Source organism: Streptomyces sp. NPDC043726 (assembly GCF_056436565.1).
The window spans coordinates 578,024-602,097 of sequence record NZ_JBWKCI010000004.1 but is presented as its reverse complement, the minus strand read 5'-3'; the positions used below and the strand labels follow the sequence as shown (position 1 = coordinate 602,097).

Below are 24,074 nucleotides of genomic sequence, written 5' to 3'. Positions count from 1 at the left end.
GGCGCGGGGAACTGCGCTGTCAGCCCCCGCTCAGCCGCACTACGACCGCAGAGCGGACAGCTCCTTCGCGGCTTCGGTCAGATCCTTGGCCGTGTCAATGGCACGCCAATAGGCCCCCTGGGGGAGGGGAAAGCCGGCCAAGCGCCGCTCGCGTGCGAGACGAGGAAACGTGGTCCGCTCGTGATCCCCCCGCTCAGGGAGCATCTCGGCGAACTCGGCGGAGAAGACGTACACACCCGCATTGATCTCGTACGTCGTGGGCGGCGCCTCGATGAAGTCGGTGACGTGCCCGAACCCGTCCGTCTGCACGGCGCCCCAGGGAATCCGGGGCCGCGCCAGAGCCAGCGTCGCCACCGCGTCCCGCTCCGCGTGGAAGTCGGCCATGTCCCGCAGGGAGAAGCGGGTCCAGATGTCGCCGTTGGTGGCGTACCAGGGCCGGTCGGGGTGGGGGAGATGGGCGGCGGCGTACTTGAGCCCGCCGCCGCGCCCCAGGGGCTCGGTCTCGACGACGGTGGTCACCTTGCAGGGCAGCTCGGCGGAGTCCAGCCATTCCTTGAGGACGTCCGCGAGGTGGCCGCAGCTGACCACCACGTCCGTCACGCCCTCCTCGGCGAGCCAGGCGAGCTGATGGCCGATGATCGGCGTCCCCGTGCCGGGGATCTCGACCATCGGCTTGGGCCGGTCGTCGGTGTACGGGCGCAGCCGTGACCCCTGGCCCCCGGCCAGGATCACGGCCTGCACGGGGCGGGACGCGGCGTTGGGATCGGTCATGGACCGAACTGTACGGTGGCGCTGCGCTGGCTTGGGCGGGGTGGCTGGTGCCTGGGTTTTTGGTGCCTGGGTGCCTGGTGCCTGGGTTTTTGGTGCCTGGGTGCCTGGTGCCTAATAGCTCGGGGGGCGTGCCTCGTGCGCGGGTGCGGCGCCGTGGGGGCTGGTCGCGCAGTTCCCCGCGCCCCTGGGGGCCTGCGGCCCCCGGGCCCTCGGGCTCCCGGCCCCCGGGCTTCGCCGCCTCCGCGGCCCCCGTGGCACCCGGGACTCAGGCCCCTGCGGCCCCAGGCCCCGCCGTCTGGCCTCAGTTGTGGGCCGTTGCCACGCCTGTTGCGAAGGCTGTGTCGCAGACCGGGCGGGCGTACGACTGGGCGCGTGTTGGGCCGTAGGCGCGGACCGCGGCGCGGCCGAGGGCTCGGGCGATCGAGGCGCAGTGCTTGGCCAGCGACGGGCGGCCGTTGACGGCCTGCTGGAGGTGGGTGAGCGCGACGCCCGGGTTCTCCCGCACGAGCTCGGCGACGAGCTTGTCGCGCAGCACGTCCTGGGGCGCACGGGAGACGGAGCCGGGCTTGGCGTCCGAGACCGACGCGTCCGATGCCGTGAGCACCGAGTTCGAGGGGTCCCCCGACCAGTTGACCCGGGTGACCGCGAGGGTCCCGGAGAGCACCAGGACGACGGGCAGGACGAGGGCGAGTGAGCGGCCGATCCGGCGGGCGGGGCCCCGGCCGCGTCGCGTCTGTTGGTTAGTGGAGTGCTTCACGCGAGTGAGGGTAGCGCCCGGTAATGATTTGGCGACATTTAGTCACCGGTTCGGGGGATGAAGTGGTGCCTCTTTTTGGGTAAGAGGTTGACGCTCGCTGCTCGAAATGGGCGGTTTGCCGGGGTATTTGTCGACAACGAGAAGGGCCCCGCGTCACTCCGCGGGGCCCTTCTCGTCAAGTGAATCAGTCGGTGAGACGCTCACCCGTGGAGGTCGAGAACACGTGGGTCTCGCCCGGACGCGGCACGACGTGCAGCTGAGCGCCCTTCTCCGGGACCTGGCGGCCGTTCACACGGACGACCAGGTCCTTCTTCTCGCCGCCGACCTCGGCGGTGCCGTAGACGTAACCGTCGGCGCCGAGCTCCTCGACGACGTTGACGGAGACGGCGAGACCGGCCGGGGCGTCCTCGGTGTCCTTGGTCAGGGCGGTGGCGGCGCCGCCACCCTGCTCGACGATGTCGAAGTGCTCGGGGCGCACGCCCACGGTGACCGTGCGGTCGCCCTTGTCGGCGGCGGCCTTCAGGGCGTCACGGTTGACCGGGACGACGCTGTTGCCGAACTTCACACCACCGTCGGTGATCGGGACCTCGACCAGGTTCATGGCGGGGGAGCCGATGAAGCCGGCGACGAAGAGGTTGGCCGGGCGGTCGTACATGTTGCGCGGGGAGTCGACCTGCTGGAGCAGACCGTCCTTGAGGACGGCCACGCGGTCGCCCATCGTCATGGCCTCGACCTGGTCGTGGGTGACGTAGACCGTGGTGATGCCGAGCCGGCGCTGGAGCGAGGCGATCTGCGTACGGGTGGAGACACGCAGCTTGGCGTCGAGGTTCGACAGCGGCTCGTCCATGAGGAAGACCTGCGGCTCACGCACGATGGCGCGGCCCATCGCCACACGCTGGCGCTGACCGCCGGAGAGCGCCTTCGGCTTGCGGCCGAGGTACTCGGTGAGGTCCAGGATCTTCGCCGCGTCCTCGACCTTCTGGCGGATCTCCGCCTTCGGCACACCGGCGATCTTGAGCGCGAAGCCCATGTTGTCGGCGACCGTCATGTGCGGGTAGAGCGCGTAGTTCTGGAACACCATCGCGATGTCCCGGTCCTTCGGCGGCAGGTGCGTGACGTCACGGTCGCCGATACGGATGGCGCCGGCGTTGACGTCCTCGAGCCCCGCCAGCATGCGGAGCGAGGTGGACTTGCCGCAGCCGGACGGGCCGACCAGAACGAGGAACTCTCCGTCCTCGATCTCGATGTCGAGCGCGTCAACAGCGGGCTTCTCGGAACCCGGGTAGATCCGGGTCGCCTTGTCGAACGAGACAGTGGCCATGGTGAATGGGCCCCCTTCTACCGGCAGGAACGTGCCGGACGATCCGTTGTAGGAAGGTGGTGGTGTAGTCCATGCGAGTGGACTGGCCTTGGACGGTACCTGCCGTTCACCTGGTCTGTCAGTACCCGGACCCCTGTGAACTTCGCGGAAATTTTCGACAGGGGCACGCCGGGGCGTGGGTACACTGCTCGGGCACGTAGGTGCGTGCCTCCTTAGCTCAGCTGGTCAGAGCGCCGCTCTTGTAAAGCGAAGGTCGTCGGTTCGAATCCGACAGGGGGCTCTTTCTCTGCCTGCGACAACGCCCCCGCGATCTTGGATCACGGGGGCGTTGACGGCAGTTCGTGACGGCAGCCCCCGCTAACGGCGCCGCGTGAGCAGGCGATCCATGTGGCCCATGGCCTCTCTCCGGTCGCCCTCGCTTACGTGGGTGTAGACGTTCATGGTCACGGCGATCTGCGAGTGGCCCAGGATCTCCATCACGGTCCGGGGTGCGACGCCGGCAGCGAAGAGCAGAGACGCGCACCCGTGGCGAGTGTCGTGAAGACGTACCTGAGGCAGTCCTGCGGCCTCTGAGAGGCGCAGGAACGACCGGTAGAGGTTCCTGGGCTCGATCGGTCGCCCACTGCGCGTGGTGAAGACGTGGTCGCTCTCGTGCCAGTCCGCGCCGGCCGCAGCGCGCCGCTCTCCCTGCCGGAGACGTTGCCACCGGAGAGGGGCTACGCACATGCGCGGAATCGGGATCACTCGCGCCCGCCGGTTCTTCGTGGTGTCGAGGTACAGCTCATTGCCGCCGCGATGCAGCGTGGTCCGAACGGTCAGCGTGCGGCGGTCCAGGTCGACGTCGCGCCATTGCAGCCCGAGAATCTCGCCGCGCCGCAGGCCCAGGGCCACCGCGAGAACGAACGCGGTGTACAGCGGATCGGTTCGGGCCTCTTCCAGGAACGTCAGAGTCTCGTCCAGCGACCAGGGGTGCAGCTCACGCGGCTCCGCACGCGGGGCGGGAACCAACTGGACGACGTTCCGGCTGATCAGTTCGTCTCGGCAGGCAGCGGTGATGGCGGTGCGCAGCACGCGGTGCGCTTCCTTCGCAGTAGCGGCCGATTTTTGGGCCGTGACCTTCGTGAGCATCTGCCGCACGTTCGCCGTAGTCAGCGACTCCAGCCGCCGACTGCCCAGCAGCGGTACGAGGTAGAGCCGCACATGCATCTCGTACTTGATGTACGTCGTCCGCTTCCGGTTGGGCCGGATGTACTCCTCCAGCCAGTACGGCAGCCACTCGGAGAGCTTCGCCGACCGCGACGGCGTCGGGATCCCTTGTCGGTCGCGCCGTACGAGATCCTGCCGCTTCTCGTCGCACTCCTCCCACGTGGCGCCGTACACCGTCTTGCGCTTGCGGGTGCCGTCAGGCTGCGGCACGTAGACGCGCGCCTCGAAGCGCCCGTCCTTGCGCTGCCAGATGCTGCCGGCGCCGTTCGGGTTCCTCTTTCGAGATGCCATCAGGCTGCGTTCTCCTCCAGTCGGTTGTGCATGTAGCTGCGGACGGCATCCACCGGGATGCGGCGGGCGCGGCCGGACGTGTAGCTCGGGAGCTGCTTGGAGCGGATCAGGTCGTAGACCTTGCTGCGGCTCAGGCGCAGGGCGGTCATGACCTCCGGGACGGTGAGTGCTTGGGGCTCGCTCGGGACAGCGGTGAGCACGTCGAAACCTCCGTGAGGGCTAGGGCCTCCGTTGGCCCCTCCTGGGAAGTCCGCTACTTCCGCTACCGCCGCTACCGCGCAGGTCAGGGGCCTGTGCGGGGTAGCGGGAAGGGGTAGCGGTAGCGGATGGGTAGCGCGGGGGTAGCGGCTCGCGGCGGCGGTTGCCGCTACCCCGTTGTGGCTGGTCAGACCGTGTTTTCGGTGCCCGGTAGCGGAGGTAGCGGACTTTCCGGGGGTGGGGGGCAGTAGCGCGCCCACGCGTCCGCGAGGTCGGCGGCGTAGTAGCCCTTGAGGACGCTCCCGGCGGTCTTGATGTTGCGGGAGGCGATGGGCTCGTTGTCGCTGGTCATGTACTCCGCGAGCATCCGCGACAGGCGCCGGTTGTCGAGCGGCTTGCCGTGCAGGTCGGCCCAGGGGGCGTCGTCGAGGGCGTTGAGCCGGTCGAGGATGGCGACGGTGGGCAGGCGGTCGATGCCGACCATGACGTGGTCGCGCAGGTCCGTCAGGAGCCGGATGCCGAGACTGCCCTTGTCGTTGGCCTTGGACGCGGTCACCAGCGTCACGCACGCCGCCCGCGCCCGCTCGGGCCAGTCGCCCCCTGCCGCGTCGGCCACGGCGAGGAGGGGTTCCCACACGTCCGCCGGACGGTCGCTCACCCCGTCGGGCATGTCCGGCCAGGCGCCCATGACGAACCCGCGGGCGTGTTCGGCCCATTGGGCGAGCCGGTCACGCAGCTTGTGCCCCTCGGCTTCGTGGACGCGGGCACGGAAGGGTTCGATGCGCTCGTTGCGGGCCCGGCGCCGCATCCGGATCACGACCGATCGGGTCATGATCGTGTCGGGGAGGTTGCCGAGTCCGGCGACCGCGACGCCGGCGTAGGACGGGAAGGCTTGAACGGTCTGGTTGCCGCCGTCGCCGATGCACCGGTAGGTGACGCCGGTACGGCGGTGTCCGGCGTTGAGGAACCCGCGCAGTTCCTCGTTCTCCCCGGCTTTGGGCCCGAAGACCGTGTCGATCTCGTCGAACAGGATCGTGGGCCGTCCGCTGGGGTTGGACACGGAGCGGAACAGGGCGGCGGCGGAGGCGTTGACCGCCGTCATGGGCGCGGGGACGAGGGTTTCCACGATCTCCAGTGCCCGCGACTTCCCCGATCCCGGCTCGGGTGAGAGGAAGGCGAGGCGGGGGGTGGAGTCGAAGCAGTCGAGCAGGTGGGCGTGGGCATCCCACAGGGCGACGGCGACGTAGGCGGCTTCGGTGGGGAAGACGTTGAAGCGGCGGTGGAAGGCTTCCACCTCGTCGAGCAGGGCGGCGCCGTCGATGGCGGGCGGGGTCATGCGGCGGTCCTCCGTTCGGGGGGCGCGGCGGGTGTGCCGGTGCAGAAGTGCTTGTGGGCGGCGTAGTCGGCGACCAGGTCGGCCACATCCTGTTGACCGGTGGCGGTGGCGGTGTGGCCGCAGGGGCAGGCGTAGGCGGCGGTGGGGGTGTCGCCGTAGCGCTTGGACCAGCGGGCGCCGTCGTAGTGGTGGCGGTAGACCGGTGGGGCGTAGATGCGGATACCGGGCCGCGCGGGCGTCGGGTCTTCCACGCCGTGGGATGCCTGGTCGTTCCCGAACCGCTCAGAACGAAGAGCAGCTACGACGCCCTTACGGGCGGCGCCTTTCGGCTCGCCTACTGCTGCCGTGTCCACAGGCTGTGGAGCGGCGTGCGGGCTGTTCGGGGGGTTCGTGGGGCAATCCAGGGCGGGGGGAGTCGGCGTCGTCACGCTGCCTCCCGTGGGGTGGCGTGGGTGATGACCCAGTCCATGGCGCTGCGGATGGTGGTGCGGCACTCGGCCGGCGGGAGTCCGGTAGCCTCCCCCGCCCCCTGGATTGCCTGCTCCGCCACGTCTCGGGGGATGTCGCCCCACGCGACGAACCGCGCGATCTTGCAGGCGCTGCGGTGCAGGGTGTTGTTGCGGCCGTTGGGCCCGCCCTCGGACGCGGCAGCAATGACCGCGCATTCGCGTTCCAGGGCGGTCCGTGCGGCGCGGGTGCCGTCGTGGACTCGCACGGGCGCTGGGGCGGCCCTGTCCGGCTCTGTGAGCAACGCGGCGAGCCATGCGGGCAGTTCAGCCACGGGCGCGTCGCGGGCGACCGTATAGGCGCCGTCGGGGGTGGTGCTGCCGGGGGCGACGACGTAGCCGCCCCACGCGCGGGTGTCGATGTGGGGCCCGAGACGGTTCGCGCTGCACTTCAGCCGCACCCCGGTGGGGGCGGCGAAGTAGAGGTGTTGACCGCGCGCGGTCCGCACCCGGTAGGTGTCGGGGAGCACCTGCCCGGCGCGCTCGCAGAGCGCTTGCAGGGAAGTGGCGCCGTCAGGCGCTCCTTCTGGCTCTTCCGCTTTGACCGGGTCGAGGTCGATGACGAGCAGTCCGGCCGGGCCGGTAGCGATCCCGACGTTGTAGGGCCGCCGTGCCCACGCGGCGTTGATCAGCTCGGGGTCGGTGGTCGCCCGCTCCTCCGGGGTGCGGTGCCCGTCGGCGCATCGGCCGGTGCCGGGGCAGGCACGTTCGGCGTGTCCTGCCGGGCGCTTGCTGCCGGGGTGCAGCGGGATGACCGGCCAGCCGCGATTGGCGGCATCCACGGCGGCGGCTAATAGGGCCTCTCGCCTCATGACGGTCGGTTGGGTCATGCTGGGAGACCTCCACAGGTCTGTCGATGGCAGGTGGACAGGCGGCGGCCCCGGTTCTTGGCGGAAGGGGGCCGCCGTTGTCGTGCGTCGGGACGGTTCAGGCGGCGGCGCTGTCGTCGCGGCGTGTGGTGGTGAGGTGGCCATCGGCGGCGCGGGTGACCATGCGGCCGGTGGTGAGGGTTTTGACGGCCTTGGACACGGCGCCCTTGGACAGGCCCGTGATGGTGGCCAGGTCCTTCTGGCGGACGGGTTCGTCGGCGGTCTCGATGGCCTTCAGCACGCGGGCGACGGCGCTGTCCGTGGCCGGAGCCGTATCGGTCGGGGTGTCCTTGACGAGGGTGAGTGTCGGGACGCCCGCGGCTTCGACCGCCGGTGCGGTCGTGCGGGACCAGGGGGTGCGGTCCGGGAGGGCGATGACGACGGTCTTGTCCATGTAACGGACCTTGACGGGGTCGGGCTTGCGCTTGCCGTCGCGGACCAGCGCCACACCGGGCACGGGGAGTTCGTCGGCGTTCCAGCCCTTGGCCTGCGCGTCCTCACCGAGGACGACGCGGGCTTCGGCCGGCGTGCGCACCGAGAGGCAGATGGCGATGCCGATCTGCGGGGCGATCTGCTTGGGGATGCCGTCGCCGATGGTGGGCTTCTGCGTCATCCACCACAGGTCGATGCACGCCGCGCGGCCCATGCGCGCGATGGACTCCAAGCCCGGCAGCGCGGAGCGGTTGACGGTGCGGGACTTGCCGTCGCCGGTCTCGGTCTCGTACGGGACCTTGTCGGCGGCCGTCATGACCTCGGCCCCCTCGTCGACCACGACCGTGATGCGCGGCCGGTCGGGGGTGGGAGTCCACGTGTCCTGTCCCTTGGGCAGGATGGCGAGCCGTTCCAGCATCTCCGTCTCCAGTTCGTCGACGACGTCGACGACTTCGCGCGGGGTGGAGGCGACACGGGCGCGGTGATCCCACAGACGGCCCTCAACGCGCTTGAGGTCGATGATGACCAGCGCGTTCGACTCGCCCTCTGACGCGTCGTACAGCAACGGCCGGGACGCCACGCTCTTGCCCGCGCCGGAGCGTCCGGCGATCAGCAGCCGTTCCCCGAGCGGCACAGTGACCTGCTCGCCGGTGACGGTGTCGACCCCGAGGGAGCGCCGCTCGGGGGTCCAGGTGAGGTCGTCGCCGTCGGCCGCACTGCGGGTGCGCAGGATGAGTTCGGCCCAACCACCCTGCTTGCCCGCCTTGATCTGCATGCGCAGGCTCGTGCGGGCCCCGAGCAGCGCGCGGACGTGATCCTCGGCCGTGCGGAGCTTGGTCGCGGTCCAGGTGCCGTCGAGACGGACCGCGCACACGATGCCCGCCTCGGTCAGCCTGGGCTTGCCGGTCAGGGTTCCCGCCAGGCCGCGCTGTTCGGCGTGGTCCTTCCAGTGCTGCGGCGCGAGCCGTTTCAACAGCGCCGACTCTTCGGCGGTGGGCTTGAGCCCAGTGGTGTCGCGCTCCCGCACGGCCACCCACACGAGCAGGCTGGTGACGGCGGCGACCACGGCGACGGCCGACCAGACCCACACGCGTGCGGAGACGTGCGGCAGCCATGCGTAGGCGGCCACACCGAGGGCGGCGGCGGTCTTGGAGGCGAACAACCACATCGGGTCGGGCACGCGCCGCTTGGCGGTGCGCAGTTCGCGTTCCGCGCGGTGGCGCAGGGAGGTGACGCCCTCGGGGTCGATGGCGCGCGCGGTGGCGAGCGCGCGGCGAGCGTCGCGCACGAGCGGCTTGCGCTCGGCACGCAGAGCGCGTCGGCGGTCGGCTTCCTTACGCCAGTGATCGGCGGTCCAGCGGGCGGCGGTTGCTGCGTACTGGCGGTGGGTCCGCCAGACTTGGCCGTGACTCACGAGTGTCCTCTTCTCAGGGGTTGGTGGGTCGGTGGTGACGGGCCCTGCGACGGCCCGTCACCACGCGCGTGTTACGCGGAGTGAGCGTGTTTCCGGTTTCCTGGTTTCCGGCAGGGTCCCTACGCGTGTGCGCGCGAGGACGGAAACTTCCGTCACCCTGCGTCGCTACGGGGCCTCTCGCGGCCGAACAGGCTTCCGAGGGTCAAACCCCACCCGGAACGGGTGTCGTGCGCCCTGCGGGGCGCCTACGGCCCCCGCCCCGATCGGGTGCGGGCGGAAGCCGTAGGCGGATGGTCAATTGCCCTTCGGGCGGGCGAGTTTGAGGGTGACTCCGCCGATGCCGAGGGGCCCGGCGGTCTGGGCGATGACGGTGACCGCATGCGCGGCGGCGTCGAGCAGCGCGCACAGGGCGACGACCAGTCCCCAGCAGCCCATGGCGGCCGTCCCGGCGACGACGAGGGGGATCAGGTAGCGGCGCAGGGGGCGTCCGCTCGGGTCGGTGGTGTGGACGACGATGACGACGGGCTGTCCGGTGGCCTGAGCGCGGTGATAGTCGTCGGCGGGGATGTGCGGGGTGATGATCCCCGGCGGGTCACGGTGGGCCATCAGGGCTCCTCAGGGAGTGTCGGGGAACGCGCAGGGCGAGCACATGCCGAGGGATGCGGGGATGACGTATCCGGCATCGCGCCGGCACGTCGGGCAGGTGCGGCGGGCGGTGTTGGCTTTCGCCAGGGCCGCCCACCGGGCCGGGGTCATCGGACGGACCGGTTTCGCGCGGTCGATGCGGTAGAGGTAGGCGACCAGCGGGCCCCGGCGACGCCGGGGCCGCTCCACCTGAGCGGCTACGCCTTGGCCGCCGGGACGCAGCCCGAGGGCGCGGAGCTGGCGGTAGGTGGCGTAGCCGTCCGGGGCGAGCCGCCACCGGTACACGGGCAGAGTCCCGTTGGCGGGCGAGGTGGTCATCAGCGGCCCGTACCGGCGAGATCAACCGGAACGCCGTTGACGGGGCCGCGCAGTTCGGCGTATCGGGTCGAGACCCAGCCCACCGACCAGCCGCACAGCTCTGCAGCGGTCCGCACCGACATGCCCTCGGCATGGGCGGCGGCCACGATGGCGCGCGCGTCGTCCTCGGGCAGCTTGTCCGTGGCCGGGCCGGCGGACAGCAGTGTGGCCCGTTCACGGCGCTCCCGCTCGGCACGCTCCCGCCGCTCGCGTTCCGCGCGTTCGGCGGCCTCCCGCTCACGGCGTTCACGGTCCCGCTCACGCTGTTCACGCTCCCGCTCAAGGCGTTCACGCTCGGCCTGCTCGGCACGCTCGCGAGCCTGCTTGTGCTCGCGTTCCTCACGCCTGGCGGCGGCCTCCCGTTCGGCCTGTTCACGGGTCATGCGGGCTTCGTGCTCACGCTGTTCACGGGCCAGCGCCGCCGCATGCTCCCGTTCCTCACGGGCCCTGCGGGCAGCCTCGTCACGCCGCTCGATGGCGGCCCGTTCGCGGGCTTCCCGCTCGGCCTGCTGCTTGGCTTCCAGCTCTGCCACGGCGGCGGTGATCGCACGCCGGTAGGCCAGTCCCGTTTCTGCCGTGACGATCAGCAGCAGAGGGGCGACTGCATGGACGGCCACGCCCACCAGGTCGTTCTTCAGCGCAGAGTCGGCCACGTTGAGGGCGAGCGTCATGCAGCCGGTCATCCACCGCAGCGCGATGGGCCACCGCCCGCCATCGCCCCCGAGCCGGGCAAGCACCGCATCGAGGCGGACCACGATGACCACCGCAGCGTCGACCACGAGGGGCAGGATGGGTGCGGTCCAGTCCCAGCGGTCGGGGGTGTGGGCGGCGGCGAGCGGGGTGACGGTGAGGATCGAGTAGAGCATCGCGCCCGCCACGATCAGCCATGTGCCGGCCGACAGCGCGCGCTCGGCTGAACGGATTTGAACGGCGTTCACGCGCCCACCTCCGCCCGTGAACGGACCCGGATCGCCGCGATCAGTACGACCGGAGAATCGGGGTCGCCGTGGGTCTCGCTGTCCTCGGTCCACGTCCACTCAGCGCCCGCTACCGGCTCGAACCCGAGCGCGTTGAGGGCGTTCGTACGGTCCTTGAACGTCGGCACCGAACGCCCGAACCGGTACTCCGGCCACGCCTCGGTGGTGTTCATCAACGCGACGTACAGACGCCAGCGCCCCTCACGCTCGGACATCTGCGCGCTGAACTCCCGCGCGGCCTTCTGTCCGCTCACGCCGCACCGCCTCGGTGCTCCTCCACCGTCTGGTGCGCCAGCGCGGTCAGCAGCCGACGACGGGCCCGGCGGATGCGTCGGATGTCCAGCTCCGTGGGGGTGCGGTCGAGCGTCATGATCTGCGCGTCCAACAGGTCGACCTCCGCCAAAATCACGGGCATCTCCTGCTCGATCGCGTCCAGCTCCGCCCCTGACGGCTCGACCGGGTCGGCGGAAGCGGTAACAGGCTCCTGAACAGTGACGATGTGGCTCATTGGGTCGTGTTCCTCTCGAAGGGGTGAACGGCCCGAACAGCACCCCCGGAGCTGCAACTCCGGGGGTGCGCGCCGTTGAAGGTGAATGCCGCACACAGGCTGTGCGGCGGGCCGCAGACAGCGGCCAGTGCCCCGGACCGGAGTCGAACCGGTCGGATTCCGTGCGGGGCACGCCGGTCTTCTCCGCCTTGTTTCCGACCCCTTCGGGCAGGCGGACCACGGGTTACCGGCAGTTCCCTGTGTGAAGTTCTCAAGGCACAGACGCTTCCGGCGAGCGCGGTAACCCCTGGTCAGAGGGGCTCCCGTCCTTGCGGGGCGGGACCCGCCGGGCGTGTTTGGAGCAGCCCAAAGAGGGCTCTCCCGATCCGCTGTCCCAGGACTGCGAACCGCCTGAGAAGACAATGGCGCACAGTCCCAGGACTGTCAACAGTCCTGGGACTGTGCTTCACTGGTCGGTGTCGAGAGGAGGTTCTGCATGGCGCCCAAATGGCGGGAGCTGGCGGACCGGATCGCTGAGAAGATCCGGAGCGGCGAATATGCGCCCGGCGAGCAATTGCCGCAGATCAGAGAACTTGTGGAGGCGGGGGAAGGATCCAAGTCCACGGTCCACGCGGCCTACAAGGCTCTAGAGGCCGAAGGGCTGGTGACCTCCTCACGGGGTCACGGAACCGTCGTCCGCCAACGAGCACCGCTCAAGAGGCTAGGCATTGCACGCTATGACAAGGCCAAATGGCGTGATGGAGACGAGGTCGCGTTCATCGCGGACCGCGTGGCTTCCGGTCGCGCGTACCGCAGGAATGAGCAGACCCAGAGCGTCAGCCGCGTGAAAGCGCCGGCGCTGGTGGCTCAGGCTCACGGCCTGCCGGAAGGTGCTGAGGTGTATGCGCGTGCGCGCCTGGTCAAGGAGGGCTCGCGGCCAACCCACACACTGACCAGCTACTACCGTCCTGAGCATGTGGAAGGGACGCGCATCGTCGATCCGACTCCGGGTCCCGCCGGCCGTGGCGGCGGCTTCCGTGTTCTGTATGACGCTGGCTACGAGATCGACCACATGAAGGAGGAACTCTTCGCGCGGGTGCCCACGACCGACGAAGTGCAGCTCCTTCAGCTAGCTCCAGGTGAATGGGTGGTGGAACTTCACCGCACCACCTACACGGCCGACGGGACTGTGGTGGAGTTCGCCATCGGGGTCCATGCCGCCACGCGCTTCGCATGGGCGTATGAGTTCAAGGTGCCCGACTCGGCAGACACGGAGGGCGAGAGCAAGTGATCTCCACTCAGGCGTGGGCAGACGCGCAGCGGCTCTGGGACTTCCAGCAGATGGGCCACGAGCCCCGCCCATGCTCTGTGGCGATCGGCCTCGGCAGTCACGACCTGGGAGTGGCTGACACGACTGCGGACCTGTACCAGCGAGGCATGGCGCCGCTCATTGTTTTCACGGGGGCCACTAGCCGTACGACGCGGGAGCGGATGCCGCGGGGAGAGGCTGAGCACTATCGCGACCGCGCGGTGGAGCTGGGCGTGCCCTCGGACGCCATCCTCGTTGAGCCCACGGCCAGGAACACAGGCGAGAACATCCGCTTCTCGCGCGCCCTCCTCGAGAAGCGGGGCGTTCTTGTGTCGTCCGTTCTGCTGGTGAGCAAGCCGTATGAGGAACGGCGCGCGTACGCGACAGCCTGCAAGATGTGGCCCGGGGTTGAGTGGGTATGCGCATCTACCCCGATGACGCTTCCCGACTACGTCGACTCAATCGGGGATGCACGCCTCGTCGTCGACATGCTGGTCGGTGCACAGCAACGCCTCATGATCTACCCCCGACAAGGGTTCATGATCGAGCAGGAGATTCCCGACGTCATCGAGGCCGCGTATGAGCGTCTTTGCGACCACGGATTCACAAGCCGACTCGTGCCGGAGGCGTCGGAACGCTCCTAATGGGGACTGCTCTGGCCAGCCTCAGGTTCCGTCTCGGTTGGCCTCGCAGGACGCTGACTACAACAGCAGTCTCATGCTTGCGCCTCGCCGGCCCGGCTTCTCGCTCCGGCTTCCTCTTGTTGATCCCTGTAGTCGTCTTGAACCTGCAAAGGTCGTTGCCCCAGTCACTTGGGCTGGGACAACGACCTATTGCATGGTGTTCACGTCAAAGCTCGCAGCGCCGCAGCTGACGCCACTAGGCCTTCCCTTTCCAGCGACGCGATCACGTCCGCAACTACCGCGTTTGGAGGGGTCTTCCAGGCGTCTGCTATCCGCGTCAGTGCTGCGTACACCAACTGAGGTGACAGGTCCACTTGCGCTTCGATGAAGGCGTCTGGGTGGATGGCCTGTACGTCCCATGCGGACAGGTTGTTAGACGGAAAGTCCTTAAGGTTGAAGGTGACGATGGCCTGCGCTTTCGCGCGGATTGCAGCTGCCAGGACGTGACGGTCGTTTGGGTCGGGCAAGTCGAGTATCTCGACCAGCGGCTCGTACCCTCTTACCAAGACATCCCGAATTGAGCCAGCCATCAGATCCCGCGTTCGATCCAGCTTGTGCGGATCAAGGTCGGGTCGGTTCTCCTTCAGGTTGCGAAAGGTCTCGTCGAGGATCTGGTCCGTCCACTTGGCCTGAACCAAGCCAGCTTGCGCGACGCGGATGAGCACGTCGCGCAAGGTGCTCGGAAATAAGACGTTGGCGTCGTAGACGGCGATGAAGGCCATGACCTAGAACATTCCCATCTCCTGGCCGAGCTGGGTGAGCTCATCAGCTACCAGTCGGCGACGGTGGTCGTCCTGCCGCTTGTACTCCAGCAGGGACGACGCGGTGATTCTGCGGTGCGTGCCAACCGTCCGGTACTCGATCTCTCCGGCATCCAGGAGCCCAATGAGGAACGGGCGGGACACGTTGAGCATGTCGGCTGCTTGCTGGGTGGTGAGTTCGGCGTCGGACGGAACGATAGACACGGCCCGGCCGGCACCAAGGTGAGCGAGGAGTGATGCGAGGAGTTCTACTGCCTCGCGAGGGAGCACCAAGGGCTCACGGTCGCCTCCGTCTTGCACATTGACGCGGATCTGGGATGCATCCTGATGTTCGGCCAGGTAGGTCCGAACCCGGGCTAGGGCATGGTTCGCGGTTTCCTGCTTGTCGTCCGGAAGCCTCACCGGACGAAGGTCAGTCTTGGTCATATGCGCGCTCCTAGATGCAGTAGAGCGCCAAGAGTCCGCCGCCTGGCGGGGCAGCGGGCTGGCGACGGCAGAGGATCCCTTGGTCGTTGGCGCGACGAGGGGATCCGCTGCCGTGAGAATTGGGGTGGCAGGTTTGCCGCCGCATGGCGGTGCGGCAAGCTGGCTACGGCGGTGGATCCCTTGGTCGTTGGCGCGAAGAGGGGATCCACCGCTGTGAGGTGCAGGTAGTTGTTTGGTGGGCTCGGTCGTGGTCAGCGCTGTTCCACTATCAGCAGTATCCGCAATATTCGAAGCAAACGCAACAGCTGCTGCGGGAAGAGGTGCCGATCATGACTCTTGCTTGGGAGGCGCTTCAGGCGGTGAGGGCGTGGGCTGTGTTGTGGCGAGGCTTGGGGTGCCTGCCGCCCCTCGACGGCAGCCTTTGACGGCAACGTCGGTGAACATCGCCGTATCAGGAGACGCAGTCACGTACCTCGCGTGCCAGCTGCGGAGTTTTGCTCCTGGTCGGAGGGTCGCCGGGAGGAACTTGTAAAGCGAAGGTCGTCGGTTCGAATCCGACAGGGGGCTCTTCTTTCCCCTGCCGTGGCACCCCTCGCGGCCGTACCCTGGTCGGCACAACGGAACCGCGCCGGCTGGGGAGGTCACGGGGTGAGAGGGCGCAGTCCGGAACGGGTCCGCAATGAGCTGGTCGTAGCCATCGTGGACACGCTCCAGGAGTCGGCGACGATCAAACAGGTGAACAGCCGCGAGTTATGGCGGGACATGCTCGCCGACGAGCTCGCGGCTCCGGTGGAGCCGTTCGCCGGCCAGGGGCTACGGGCCTGGCTGCTCCAGGTCGTCAAGGGGAGTACGGCGGTCGCGTACGGCGCGGCCTGTCTGGCCCGGTCGCTGGAGTACGTGGAACAGCAGTCGGCCACCGTCTCGGCGTTATGGCCGCTCGTGGACGAGTGGGAGGCCGTCGACTTCTTCGACAGCGTCGACCTCGCCCATTTACGGCCGGTCCTGCAGTCCCTGCGCTCTCCCGAGCTGGCCTCGATGGCCCGGCGCGCGAGCCGTTCCCGGGTCCAGGAGCTGCCGAGCTGGTGCCAGACGGGCTGGGACGTCTTCCTGCGGCTGGCGGGGGAGAACTCGCCGCCCGGTGAGCTGCCGCCCAGCATGGCCTTCGTCGCGCTGGCCGCCGACCGGCTGGTGGAGGAGGGCTGGATGGAGGCCGCCGAGGGGCTGCGCCGCTTCAACCGCGGCCAGGCCCAGCGGCTGGGCCTGGAGAACCTGCTCGCCGAGTGGCAGCACTCGGAGCTGCCGCAGCCCCCGCCCTCGGTGGTGCCCGCCTATCTCATGATCCAGTTCGAGCCGGACCGGATCGAGGCCGACCGCTACTACGTCACCCACTGGCGCCAGTCCGACTCGACGGGCTGGCATCCCGTGCGCGGCGAGACCCTCCATCTGTGCCGGGCGGAGCTGCCGGGCGCGGTCGAGCGGCTGATCGAGGAGTCCGAGGAGCGCTGGGCCGATCTGCGCCAGCCGGTGATCCTGGAGTTCGTGCTGCCCTGGGAGCTGCTCAACGAACCGGTCGAGTGGTGGTCGAAGGAGTCCGACCACCCCGAGCCGACCCCGCTGGCCATGGACTATCCGGTGCTGATCCGCTCGCTGGAGCGGCTGCAGCGAGCGGCGTGGCACCGGCCGTGGCATCACAAGTGGCGGCAGCTGAAGGAGCGCCCGGCGGACAGCCACCCGCACTGGAGCCGGCCGGCCGAGGACGGGGCGTACTTCTTCCATCTGGAGCGGGAGCTGAAGGAGGACCGGCAGGCCGTGTGCCTGGTGCTCAGCGAGCCGCCGGGCGACGACTCGGGCACCGGTCGCCGTGAGGTGCTCGCCGGGCTGCGGGCCGGGGTGCCGGCGATGATCTGGCACCGCAACGACTGTTCCGACTCGGCCTTCCAGGACGCCATCAGCGAGATCCTCCAGGAACGCGGACTGGGCTCGCTCGCGGAGAGCGTCGCCAAATGGCGCAATGACGCGCTCGCCCTCGGCCCCGGGAACTGGGACGGCCATGTCGGCCGTCATCTGGCCATCCTGCTCGACGATCCCGAGCGCAAGCCGGGTCCCCCGGGGCCGGTGTAGCGAAGATGACCTCCAGGAACGGGCGTCTTTTACGCCCTGGAATGGGCCAGTTGCCGATACGTGCAGGAGAGTGGCAGACGGCCTTGCACGCGGCACTGCGCGGTGCCACGCTGGACGCGAGGAAAACCCATCAGCCGACAGGCGTGCTCGACACCGCAGGGGGGCGCGTTCTATCCGCCGTCTCATACGCCGAACGACTGTCCCGTCCGTGCCCCCTCCCCCTCCGGCTCGCCATGTTGCATGTGATGCAGACCACTGCCAGGCTTGGCACGTGGATGTCACGCATGCCTGCGGATCGTGGGATTCCTCTACCGCACCCCCTCCGTGCTCGGGCCGCCTTACCGGACGCTCTGAGGCTTATGCAGTGTGACGATGTCCCACGACCAGCGGTGGAAACGGTGTTTGACGAAGCGTCACTCGACGCCGTACCGCACGCCTTGAGCGAACTGGCGCGCCCTTTCTCCGGGGATCCCCCGTCGGTGCTTCTCGTCGTGGACGATCACGACACCATGTGCGTCTGGGGTGCGACGGTCGAGAAGCTGGCCGGCGACCTCGCGCGCGAGGAACGACTGGGCGCGATCAACACCGTGCGACTGCTCAGTTCGGACGACACCGAGCCGGCCCGCATCCGGCTGGAGAGTCTGCCGGCCGCCCCGTCGGCGCGCCGGGTGGTGCTGGTGCTGACCGACGGGCTGGCCGCCGGCTGGCGGTCGGACGCGGTGCTTCCGCTGCTGCGCGAGATCGGGCGGACCGAGCCGCTCGCCGTACTCCATCTGCTGCCGCAGCACCTGTGGTCCCGTACCGGCCTCGATGTGAACCGGATGCGGTTCAGCGCCACCCGGCCCTGGGCGCCCAACGACTCGCTGCGCTGGGAACTGCGCACCTCACCGCTCGAACCCGTGGACGACCCGGACGCCCGTACCGGAGTGGTCCCGGTCCCCGTCCTGGAGCCCACCGAGCGCTCCCTGTCCGGCTGGGTCGACCTCGTCACCGGGGGCCCCGGGGGCTGGGTGGAGATGTCGGGCGTCAGAGCCCGGGACTGGAAACGCCGGGCGGACGCGGCGCGGGCCCTGCCCTGGGTGGAGGACGTGCCGGATCCGGCCAGTGGCGTACCGCCCTGGGAGCGGGTCTCGGACTTCCGGGCCGCCGCCTCGCCGACCGCGTTCGCACTGGCCACACGGCTGGCCGCGGCGCCGCTGACGCTCCCGGTGATGAGCGCGGTGACCGCCTCGGTGCCGGGGGCCGGGCCCGCCCATCTGGCGGAGCTGCTGATGAGCGGGCTGGTGCGGCCCGCCGGCGCGGACGCCGAGCGCGCGGCCGACGTGGTCTTCGTCTTCGGGCCCAACATCCGCCAGGAGTTATTGGCGCTGTCCCGGCGCAGGGACACCGCCCGGGTCCTGCACGACGTCCGCGGACTGCTCGCCACCGAGCCGCACGACCCCGAACCCCTCCTGCCCGCCCCCGGGGAACTCCTCGAAGCCGCCGAGGTGCCCTCGGTGACGCGGCGCAATGTCGCCTTCCTGCGCGTCGAACTGGCCGCGCTGCGCGCGCTGTCCGGCAAGTTCCTCCCCAGAGCCGAGCGTCTGGCGCGTGCGCTGCGCGAGTACGACCGCCAGAACTCCGTCAGCCTGCGCAAGGGCGTGGGCGTGCGTACCCCTTCCCAGCACCACAGCGCCGTCGAACCGGTCCCGACGGGGCCCGGGACAACTTCAGAAGGAGCCACGGCCATGACCGCCACGCATACCCAGCCCGCGGTGGAGAGCGGGCGTTCGACGCCGCGCATCTGGGGCAACATCCCACCGCGCAACCCGAACTTCACCGGTCGCGTGGACCTTCTGGAACGACTGAGCGGACGGCTGCGCGAGGGCACCACCACCACGGTGCTGCCCGAGGCCATTCACGGCATGGGCGGTGTCGGCAAGACACAGCTGGCGATCGAGTACGCCTACCGTCACCAGTCCGAGTACGACGTCGTGTGGTGGATCCCCGCGGAGCGGCCGGGCCAGATCGGACAGGCGCTGGTGGAACTGGCCCAGCGGCTGGGCCTGGTGACCAGCGCCGAGGCCAACATCGCCACCCCGGCGGTGCGGGAGGCGCTGCGCGAGGGGCGGCCGTACTCCCGCTGGCTGCTGATCTTCGACAACGCCGACGACCCCGAGCGGGTGCGTGAGTACTTCCCGACCGGTGGCAGCGGAACCATCCTGGTCACCTCCCGCAACCGGCGCTGGAACACGGTCTACCCCTCGCTGGAGGTGGACGTCTTCACCCGCGAGGAGAGCAAGGAGCTGCTGCGCCGCTCCGGTTCAGCGGAGCTCGACGACGCCGAGGCGGACCGGCTCGCCGATGCCCTCGGTGACCTGCCGCTGGCCCTGGAACAGGCCGCCGCCTGGCGGGCGGAGACCGGGATGCCGGCGGCGGAGTACCTCCGTCTGTTCGAACACAAGCGGGCCGAGCTCCTCGAGGTCTCCCCGCCGCCGGACTACCAGCTTCCGGTCGCCGCCGCGTGGAACGTCTCGCTGGACCACCTGGAGACCCGCAGCCCCACGGCGCTGCGGCTGCTCCAGCTCTGCTCCTTCTTCGCCCCCGACCCCATCTCCCGCTCGATCTTCTCCGGCCTCGGCGGCAGCACCATCGACCCCGAGCTGGACCGGGCCCTCAACGACCCGATGCGGCTGGCCCGGGCCATCCGGGAGATCAACCGCTACTCCCTCGCCCGCATCGACCACCGTACGAACTCGATCGAGATGCACCGCCTGGTCCAGGCGGTGCTGATCAACCGCATGACCTCCGAGGAACAGAACCGCATGCGCAACGGGGCTCACACCCTTCTGGCCGCCGCAGACCCCAAGGGTCCCAACCAGTCGGCCAACTGGCCGCGTTACGCCGAGCTGTACGGCCATGTGATCGCCTCCCACGCGATCGAGTCCGACCAGCCGTGGGTCCGCGAACTGGTGATGAACGTCGCCCGGTACCTCTGGTACTGGGGTGACCACAAGGTCGCCCGTGAGTTCAGCGAGCAGGCGTGGCAGACCTGGCAGAACCTGTTCGGCGAGGAGGACCAGCAGACCCGGCTGATGGGCTGGTGGCTGTGCTTCCTGTACCTGAAGGTCGGCCGCTACGACGACGCCTCCCGGCTGGTCGCCCGGCTCAAGGACGTCTACGCCCGCACCGCCCCCGAGGGCCGTGAGGACACACGTGAGGACGCGCTGGAAGCGATCATGCTGGAAGCGGCGGTCCGCCGTGTCCAGGGTGACTTCGCCGCCGGTGCCGAACTGGACGAGCTGGTCCACGACCGCGCCCGCCGGGCCTTCGGCGAGGACGACCCGACGACGCTGGGCGCGGCCCACAACCTCGGTGTGAGCCTCCGTCTGGTGGGTGAGTTCCAGCGGGCACTGGAACTCGACCAGCACACGCACTCGTTGAAGACACGGCTGTACGGCCGGGACCACCATCAGTCGCTGATCACCGAGGGCAGTATCGCCATCGACGTCCGTGAGACCGGCGACTACGTCGGCGCGCGGTCGCTCCAGGAGGCGGTGGTGGACGGCTTCAAACCGGTCTTCGGCGCCGGGAACCCCTCCACGCTGCAGACGGTACGACAGCTCGGTGAGGCCTGCCGCAAGGAGGGCGACCACGCGAAGGCGCTCGAACTGGCGCGGGAGTCCTTCAACCAGTTCACGCGTCGATACGGCGACACCCACCCCGAGTCCCTCACGGCCGCGCTGGCGCTGTCGGTGGCCCTGCGGCACAACGGTGAGCTCGAGGCGGCCCGGGAGCGGGGCGTGAAGACGAGCGACCGCTTCCGGCGGGTCTTCCGCGCCGATCATCCCCATGTGCTGGCCGCGGATGTGGACCTCGCCGTGACCCTGCGATTGCTGGGCCGCGTGGAGGAGGCGCGCGAGCTGGACGAGGCGGCGCTGGCCTCGCTGACCGAGCGGCTGGGTGAGCGGCATCCGATCGTGCTGGCGTGCGCGATCAACCTGGCGAGCGATCTGAGTGCGCTGGGGCAGGTGACGGAGGCGCGTGCGCTCGGGGAGCGGACGCTGGAGTCGAGCCGGGAGCGGATGGGGGAGAACCATCCGACGGCGCTCGTCTGCGCGGCGAACCTTTCCCTGGACCTCGCCGCGTTGGGGGAGGAGGCCGAGTCGGAGGCGCTGCGCGAGGACACGCTGGCTCGGATGGAGCAGGTGCTGGACGCGCCGCGACTGCGCTCCGCGGAGCCGGTGCCGCATCCGGCGACGGTGCAGGCGCGGGCCCGGGAGCGGGCGAACTGCGACATCGACCCCATGCCGCTGTGAGGTAGCGGGTCCCGGTGTGCGGGCGGGCGGATCTGCGCTCGCCCGCGCCGGCGGGGTGCCGCAGCTAGGTGGCGAGCCAGGCAGCCAGGGCTATGGGGTCCGGGGGTGTTCCCGTGGTCCTTGCGATGGCTGTGTGGACTGCTCGGGCCTGTTCCGGGTGGTGGCGCAGGTAGTGGGCGGCCTGGGGGGAGTCGGTGGTGTGGGAGAGGCCCGACCATGCCGTCGGGTGGTCCGGGGTGGTGGCGAGGTGGGTGAGGTAGGCCTCTTGGGCCGCTCTCGTGTCGCCCGAGGCCAGTAGCGCGTCCGCTCCCAGGGCCCCCGTCACGGTTGCCGCCGCCTTCTCCGGGTCCTCCCCTGCCAGGCGGTAGCGGATCAGGACCGCCAGGGCGTCCAGCCAGCGGGCCGAGTCGTCGGTGCGGACCTCGGGGGGTGCGGCGAGGGAGCGGGGTGGGGTGGGGGCTCCCGACAGCCAGGCCCGGACCGTTTCCTCGACCGCCGGCTCCGGCGGACGTAAGTGGTGGGCCCGCCAGCGCGTGGCGTGGTCGGCGGCGCAGAGACGGGCCAGTGTCAGGGGCGTCTCGGGGACCGGTTCGTCCAGCCAGCGGGTGCACAGCGTGTACAGGCGGTCCAGGAGCTGCGCGCCCACCGGCGTGAGGCGTTCGTGGCGGTGGACCTGGCGGAGCGCCGTCGTCACATGGGCCCGCCACAGGGCGAACTCGAAGTGGGCCATGGGAGTCGCCGCGCCCGACGCCAGGCGATGGGTGCGCCAGAAGCGGGCGATGCCGACGAAGGCGTAGATCCCCTGCATCAGGCCGTCGAGCGGGCGGGGGTCGTCGCGCCAGGGGGCGTACCAGAGCTCCGGGGCCTCCGCGGTCTCCGGGGTGAGCAGGGGCGTCAGGTGCAGCAGGCCGCCCAGCTTCGTGTGCTGGAACTCATGGACCAGCGTCACCGCCAGTTGCACCGCGTCGTCCGGCTCCGACGCCTCGATGCCCCCGAACGCATCCCCCGCCGTGACACTGCGCGGCCGAAACCTTTCCCTCGCCGGGCCGGGCGTCAGCGACAGCAGCCCCCCGCGCATCGCCTCCGCCGTCCGCGGCTGCTCGTCCAGCATTACCGTCCACGCCCGCTCCAGCAGCCGCCGCCACTGCTCCGCCGCCTCTTCGGCAAGCGGGCTCGGCTCGGTCGGGTGGGGATAGGTCCGGTACGGGTCCACGTCGTCCAGGGCCAGGTCGAGGCGCTGGTTGGGGGGCCCGACCGTCAGCCGTCGCAGGGGATGCCAGCCCGGTGCCGGAGTCTCCGGCGAGGCCGGCAACGCCACCGTGGCACCCGGTGCCTCCACCAGCGCGTCGCCCCCCTCCGCCCGTACCGTCGCCGTCGTCCACGGCTCGCTCGCGGGCAGCTCCGCGCAGCCCAGGGTGGGCAGCGGCACCCTCCCGTGGCGCATCGGGACCTCGATCGAGAAGTCGAGCTCCGCGCGTAGCGCCGCCGCCGCGGCCAGGCAGGACACATGGCCCAGCACCACCCGCAGCGGCACGTCGTCCTGCGGCGCGCTCCCGCGTTGCCGGCGCAGCGCGGTGGCCAGCCACATTCCGGTCTGTGGGTACATCAGCAGCTCGTCCACGGTGTCCGGCGCCGCGCGCTGTGCCGCGCTGAGCAAATTCCAGGCAGGGCCGAGATCGGTCGCCTCGTCGAGCATCCGTAACAGCAGCAGACGGCGGCTGCGTTCGGCCGCGAGCAGGAGGCCGATCGTGGCCGGACCGCCCTCGCCGCAGCACAGTTCGTCCAGGCCGGACGAGGTCATGCGGTGGTGGGGGAGCGGCAGCTCAGCAGGCATCGGCGGCCCAGGCGTGGTCAGTCGTACCGCTCCGCGGTCGGGTTGAAGTCGCTGACGCTCGCTTGCGCGAGGTCGATGCGTTGCCGCAGTTCATCGAGGGATCCGGCGAGAACCTGACTGTCCATGGAGCGCAGCGTTTCAAGAGACACCCCCGCGAGATCGACTAGGTTGGACTCGACGGCGGCCACAGACGGCTCCATGACGGCCAAACCCCTTCCCCCCGGCTGCACTTGTGGTGCGGGCTGCTCATATCCCCCTGATAATGGCCCGCCGCACAGGGGATGAAACCCCGTGTCCGTGGCGCGCCGCGATATCAGGTCAGCGATGGCGCCGGGACAACTCCACCGCCTCCTGGTCCATTCGGGCAACCCCGGCGGACTCGCCCTCCACCAACCGTATCGCTTCCAGGAGTTGATCCAAGGTCCCCGGGTAGCGCAGACAGGTCCTCAGGATTCCGAACACGTCCGGCCGCAGGGCGGGCGCGCGGGGGCTCATGGCCGTGATCACCGGGTCGACGCAGTCGAGGATGAGGGCGAGGCCGGTGCGATCGCTGACCGAGGGGAGCGCGGTCAACGCGTTGACCAAGCCGTCGAGTTCGCGCAGCGGGAGGTTGTCGGGCAGGTGCGCCAGCGTGGCCGGGGTGGTGACGCGGGGCAGACCGGCATGCTGGTGCAGGAGGTCCAGTTCGGCTCCGGTCAGCAGCTCGCACCAGTGGTCCGCGCGGGTAGCGGTGAGGCGGCCGGGGCCATCGACGCGGAGCAAGCCGATGAGGGTGCCTGCGTGCCACACGGCGGCGCCGGACAGTTCCTCCCAGGAGGAGCGATCCGGCACGTGGCGCGCGACGGAGAGCGCCAGTGCGTCCTCGGAGGGGACCGAGAAGGTTCCGGACACCCAGGAGGTGCCTGCGGACGCGGACCACAAACGGGTCTCCACGTCCAGCGGACCGCCGTACACCGGCGGTTCATCGGCCTCCTGTCCCCGGTCGAGGAGTTCAAGCAGCGCCACATCCGCCTTGTCGGAGGCGAACGTCACGCGGGCCGGACTGCCTTCCTCGTGGTCGTGGCCCTGTACGAGA

General features: G+C 69.9%; 22 protein-coding genes and 1 tRNA gene. 5 read left to right on the top strand and 18 right to left on the bottom strand.

Annotated features, from left to right (window positions below; translation table 11 throughout):
• Positions 1–39: 39 nt before the first annotated feature.
• From AC068Z_RS14935 to AC068Z_RS14925, 3 genes are all read right to left on the bottom strand, one after another.
• A complete protein-coding gene (locus tag AC068Z_RS14935; protein ID WP_478555118.1) occupies positions 40–771 on the bottom strand; it encodes a nucleotidyltransferase family protein in 732 nt (243 codons plus the stop codon).
• Between the two features lie 301 nt (positions 772–1,072).
• Positions 1,073–1,528 (bottom strand): hypothetical protein, encoded by a 456-nt coding sequence (locus tag AC068Z_RS14930; protein WP_478555117.1) that lies wholly within the window; start codon positions 1,526–1,528, stop codon positions 1,073–1,075.
• Positions 1,529–1,712: 184 nt separating this feature from the next.
• Positions 1,713–2,849 (bottom strand): ABC transporter ATP-binding protein, encoded by a 1,137-nt coding sequence (locus tag AC068Z_RS14925; protein WP_478555115.1) that lies wholly within the window; start codon positions 2,847–2,849, stop codon positions 1,713–1,715.
• 206 nt (positions 2,850–3,055) lie between these two features.
• On the opposite strand from AC068Z_RS14925, the gene AC068Z_RS14920 reads away from it, so the two are divergent.
• Positions 3,056–3,129 (top strand) — tRNA-Thr (locus AC068Z_RS14920).
• A 77-nt stretch (positions 3,130–3,206) separates the two neighbouring features.
• On the opposite strand, the gene AC068Z_RS14915 is transcribed toward AC068Z_RS14920, so the two are convergent.
• From AC068Z_RS14915 to AC068Z_RS14865, 11 genes are all read right to left on the bottom strand, one after another.
• The gene (locus AC068Z_RS14915; protein ID WP_478555113.1) at positions 3,207–4,346 is read right to left on the bottom strand and encodes a site-specific integrase; all 1,140 of its coding nucleotides are present in this window, start codon (positions 4,344–4,346) and stop codon (positions 3,207–3,209) included.
• On the bottom strand, positions 4,346–4,546 hold the full coding sequence (locus tag AC068Z_RS14910) for a helix-turn-helix domain-containing protein (protein WP_478555112.1): 201 nt from the start codon (positions 4,544–4,546) through the stop codon (positions 4,346–4,348). The genes AC068Z_RS14915 and AC068Z_RS14910 overlap by 1 nt, the downstream gene beginning before the upstream one ends.
• Before the next feature lie 185 nt (positions 4,547–4,731).
• Positions 4,732–5,880 carry a DUF3631 domain-containing protein gene (locus AC068Z_RS14905; RefSeq protein ID WP_478555110.1) on the bottom strand — a complete coding sequence of 383 codons (1,149 nt, stop codon included), beginning with the start codon at positions 5,878–5,880 and terminating at the stop codon, positions 4,732–4,734.
• Entirely contained in the window at positions 5,877–6,131 is a 255-nt protein-coding gene (locus AC068Z_RS14900; RefSeq protein WP_478555108.1) for a hypothetical protein, read from the bottom strand. The genes AC068Z_RS14905 and AC068Z_RS14900 overlap by 4 nt, the downstream gene beginning before the upstream one ends.
• Before the next feature lie 173 nt (positions 6,132–6,304).
• A complete protein-coding gene (locus tag AC068Z_RS14895; protein WP_478555106.1) occupies positions 6,305–7,216 on the bottom strand; it encodes a bifunctional DNA primase/polymerase in 912 nt (303 codons plus the stop codon).
• 97 nt (positions 7,217–7,313) lie between these two features.
• The gene (locus tag AC068Z_RS14890; RefSeq protein WP_478555104.1) at positions 7,314–9,101 is read right to left on the bottom strand and encodes a MarR family transcriptional regulator; all 1,788 of its coding nucleotides are present in this window, start codon (positions 9,099–9,101) and stop codon (positions 7,314–7,316) included.
• Between the two features lie 294 nt (positions 9,102–9,395).
• The gene (locus tag AC068Z_RS14885) at positions 9,396–9,707 is read right to left on the bottom strand and encodes a hypothetical protein (RefSeq protein WP_478555102.1); all 312 of its coding nucleotides are present in this window, start codon (positions 9,705–9,707) and stop codon (positions 9,396–9,398) included.
• Between the two features lie 9 nt (positions 9,708–9,716).
• Positions 9,717–10,064, bottom strand: a complete 348-nt coding sequence (locus AC068Z_RS14880) for an RRQRL motif-containing zinc-binding protein (protein ID WP_478555100.1) — start codon at positions 10,062–10,064, stop codon at positions 9,717–9,719.
• A complete protein-coding gene (locus tag AC068Z_RS14875; protein WP_478555098.1) occupies positions 10,064–11,041 on the bottom strand; it encodes a DUF2637 domain-containing protein in 978 nt (325 codons plus the stop codon). Before AC068Z_RS14875 ends, AC068Z_RS14880 begins: the two co-directional genes overlap by 1 nt.
• Positions 11,038–11,334 (bottom strand): DUF6303 family protein, encoded by a 297-nt coding sequence (locus AC068Z_RS14870; protein ID WP_478555096.1) that lies wholly within the window; start codon positions 11,332–11,334, stop codon positions 11,038–11,040. Before AC068Z_RS14870 ends, AC068Z_RS14875 begins: the two co-directional genes overlap by 4 nt.
• Positions 11,331–11,588: a DUF6284 family protein gene (locus AC068Z_RS14865; protein WP_478555094.1), complete on the bottom strand. Its 258-nt coding sequence runs from the start codon at positions 11,586–11,588 to the stop codon at positions 11,331–11,333. Before AC068Z_RS14865 ends, AC068Z_RS14870 begins: the two co-directional genes overlap by 4 nt.
• Before the next feature lie 475 nt (positions 11,589–12,063).
• Between AC068Z_RS14865 and AC068Z_RS14860 the strand changes: the two genes are divergently transcribed.
• Both AC068Z_RS14860 and AC068Z_RS14855 read left to right on the top strand, forming a co-directional pair.
• The gene (locus AC068Z_RS14860; protein WP_478555092.1) at positions 12,064–12,858 is read left to right on the top strand and encodes a GntR family transcriptional regulator; all 795 of its coding nucleotides are present in this window, start codon (positions 12,064–12,066) and stop codon (positions 12,856–12,858) included.
• On the top strand, positions 12,855–13,520 hold the full coding sequence (locus AC068Z_RS14855; protein WP_478555090.1) for a YdcF family protein: 666 nt from the start codon (positions 12,855–12,857) through the stop codon (positions 13,518–13,520). Before AC068Z_RS14860 ends, AC068Z_RS14855 begins: the two co-directional genes overlap by 4 nt.
• A gap of 200 nt (positions 13,521–13,720) precedes the next feature.
• Here the strand turns inward: AC068Z_RS14855 and AC068Z_RS14850 are convergent, their stop codons facing one another.
• Entirely contained in the window at positions 13,721–14,281 is a 561-nt protein-coding gene (locus tag AC068Z_RS14850) for a VapC50 family PIN domain-containing toxin (RefSeq protein ID WP_478555088.1), read from the bottom strand.
• A 3-nt stretch (positions 14,282–14,284) separates the two neighbouring features.
• Positions 14,285–14,746 (bottom strand): helix-turn-helix domain-containing protein, encoded by a 462-nt coding sequence (locus AC068Z_RS14845; RefSeq protein ID WP_478555086.1) that lies wholly within the window; start codon positions 14,744–14,746, stop codon positions 14,285–14,287.
• Between the two features lie 648 nt (positions 14,747–15,394).
• Here AC068Z_RS14845 and AC068Z_RS14840 point away from each other — a divergent pair.
• Positions 15,395–16,867, top strand: a complete 1,473-nt coding sequence (locus tag AC068Z_RS14840) for a VMAP-C domain-containing protein (RefSeq protein WP_478555085.1) — start codon at positions 15,395–15,397, stop codon at positions 16,865–16,867.
• 5 nt (positions 16,868–16,872) lie between these two features.
• Positions 16,873–21,165 (top strand): FxSxx-COOH system tetratricopeptide repeat protein, encoded by a 4,293-nt coding sequence (fxsT, locus tag AC068Z_RS14835; RefSeq protein ID WP_478555083.1) that lies wholly within the window; start codon positions 16,873–16,875, stop codon positions 21,163–21,165.
• Between the two features lie 64 nt (positions 21,166–21,229).
• Here fxsT and AC068Z_RS14830 read toward each other — a convergent pair whose 3' ends face one another.
• Together AC068Z_RS14830 and AC068Z_RS14825 are read right to left on the bottom strand one after the other, a co-directional pair.
• Positions 21,230–22,999: an HEXXH motif domain-containing protein gene (locus AC068Z_RS14830; protein ID WP_478555081.1), complete on the bottom strand. Its 1,770-nt coding sequence runs from the start codon at positions 22,997–22,999 to the stop codon at positions 21,230–21,232.
• A 318-nt stretch (positions 23,000–23,317) separates the two neighbouring features.
• Positions 23,318–24,031 (bottom strand): effector-associated domain 2-containing protein, encoded by a 714-nt coding sequence (locus AC068Z_RS14825; protein ID WP_478555079.1) that lies wholly within the window; start codon positions 24,029–24,031, stop codon positions 23,318–23,320.
• Positions 24,032–24,074: the final 43 nt, after the last annotated feature.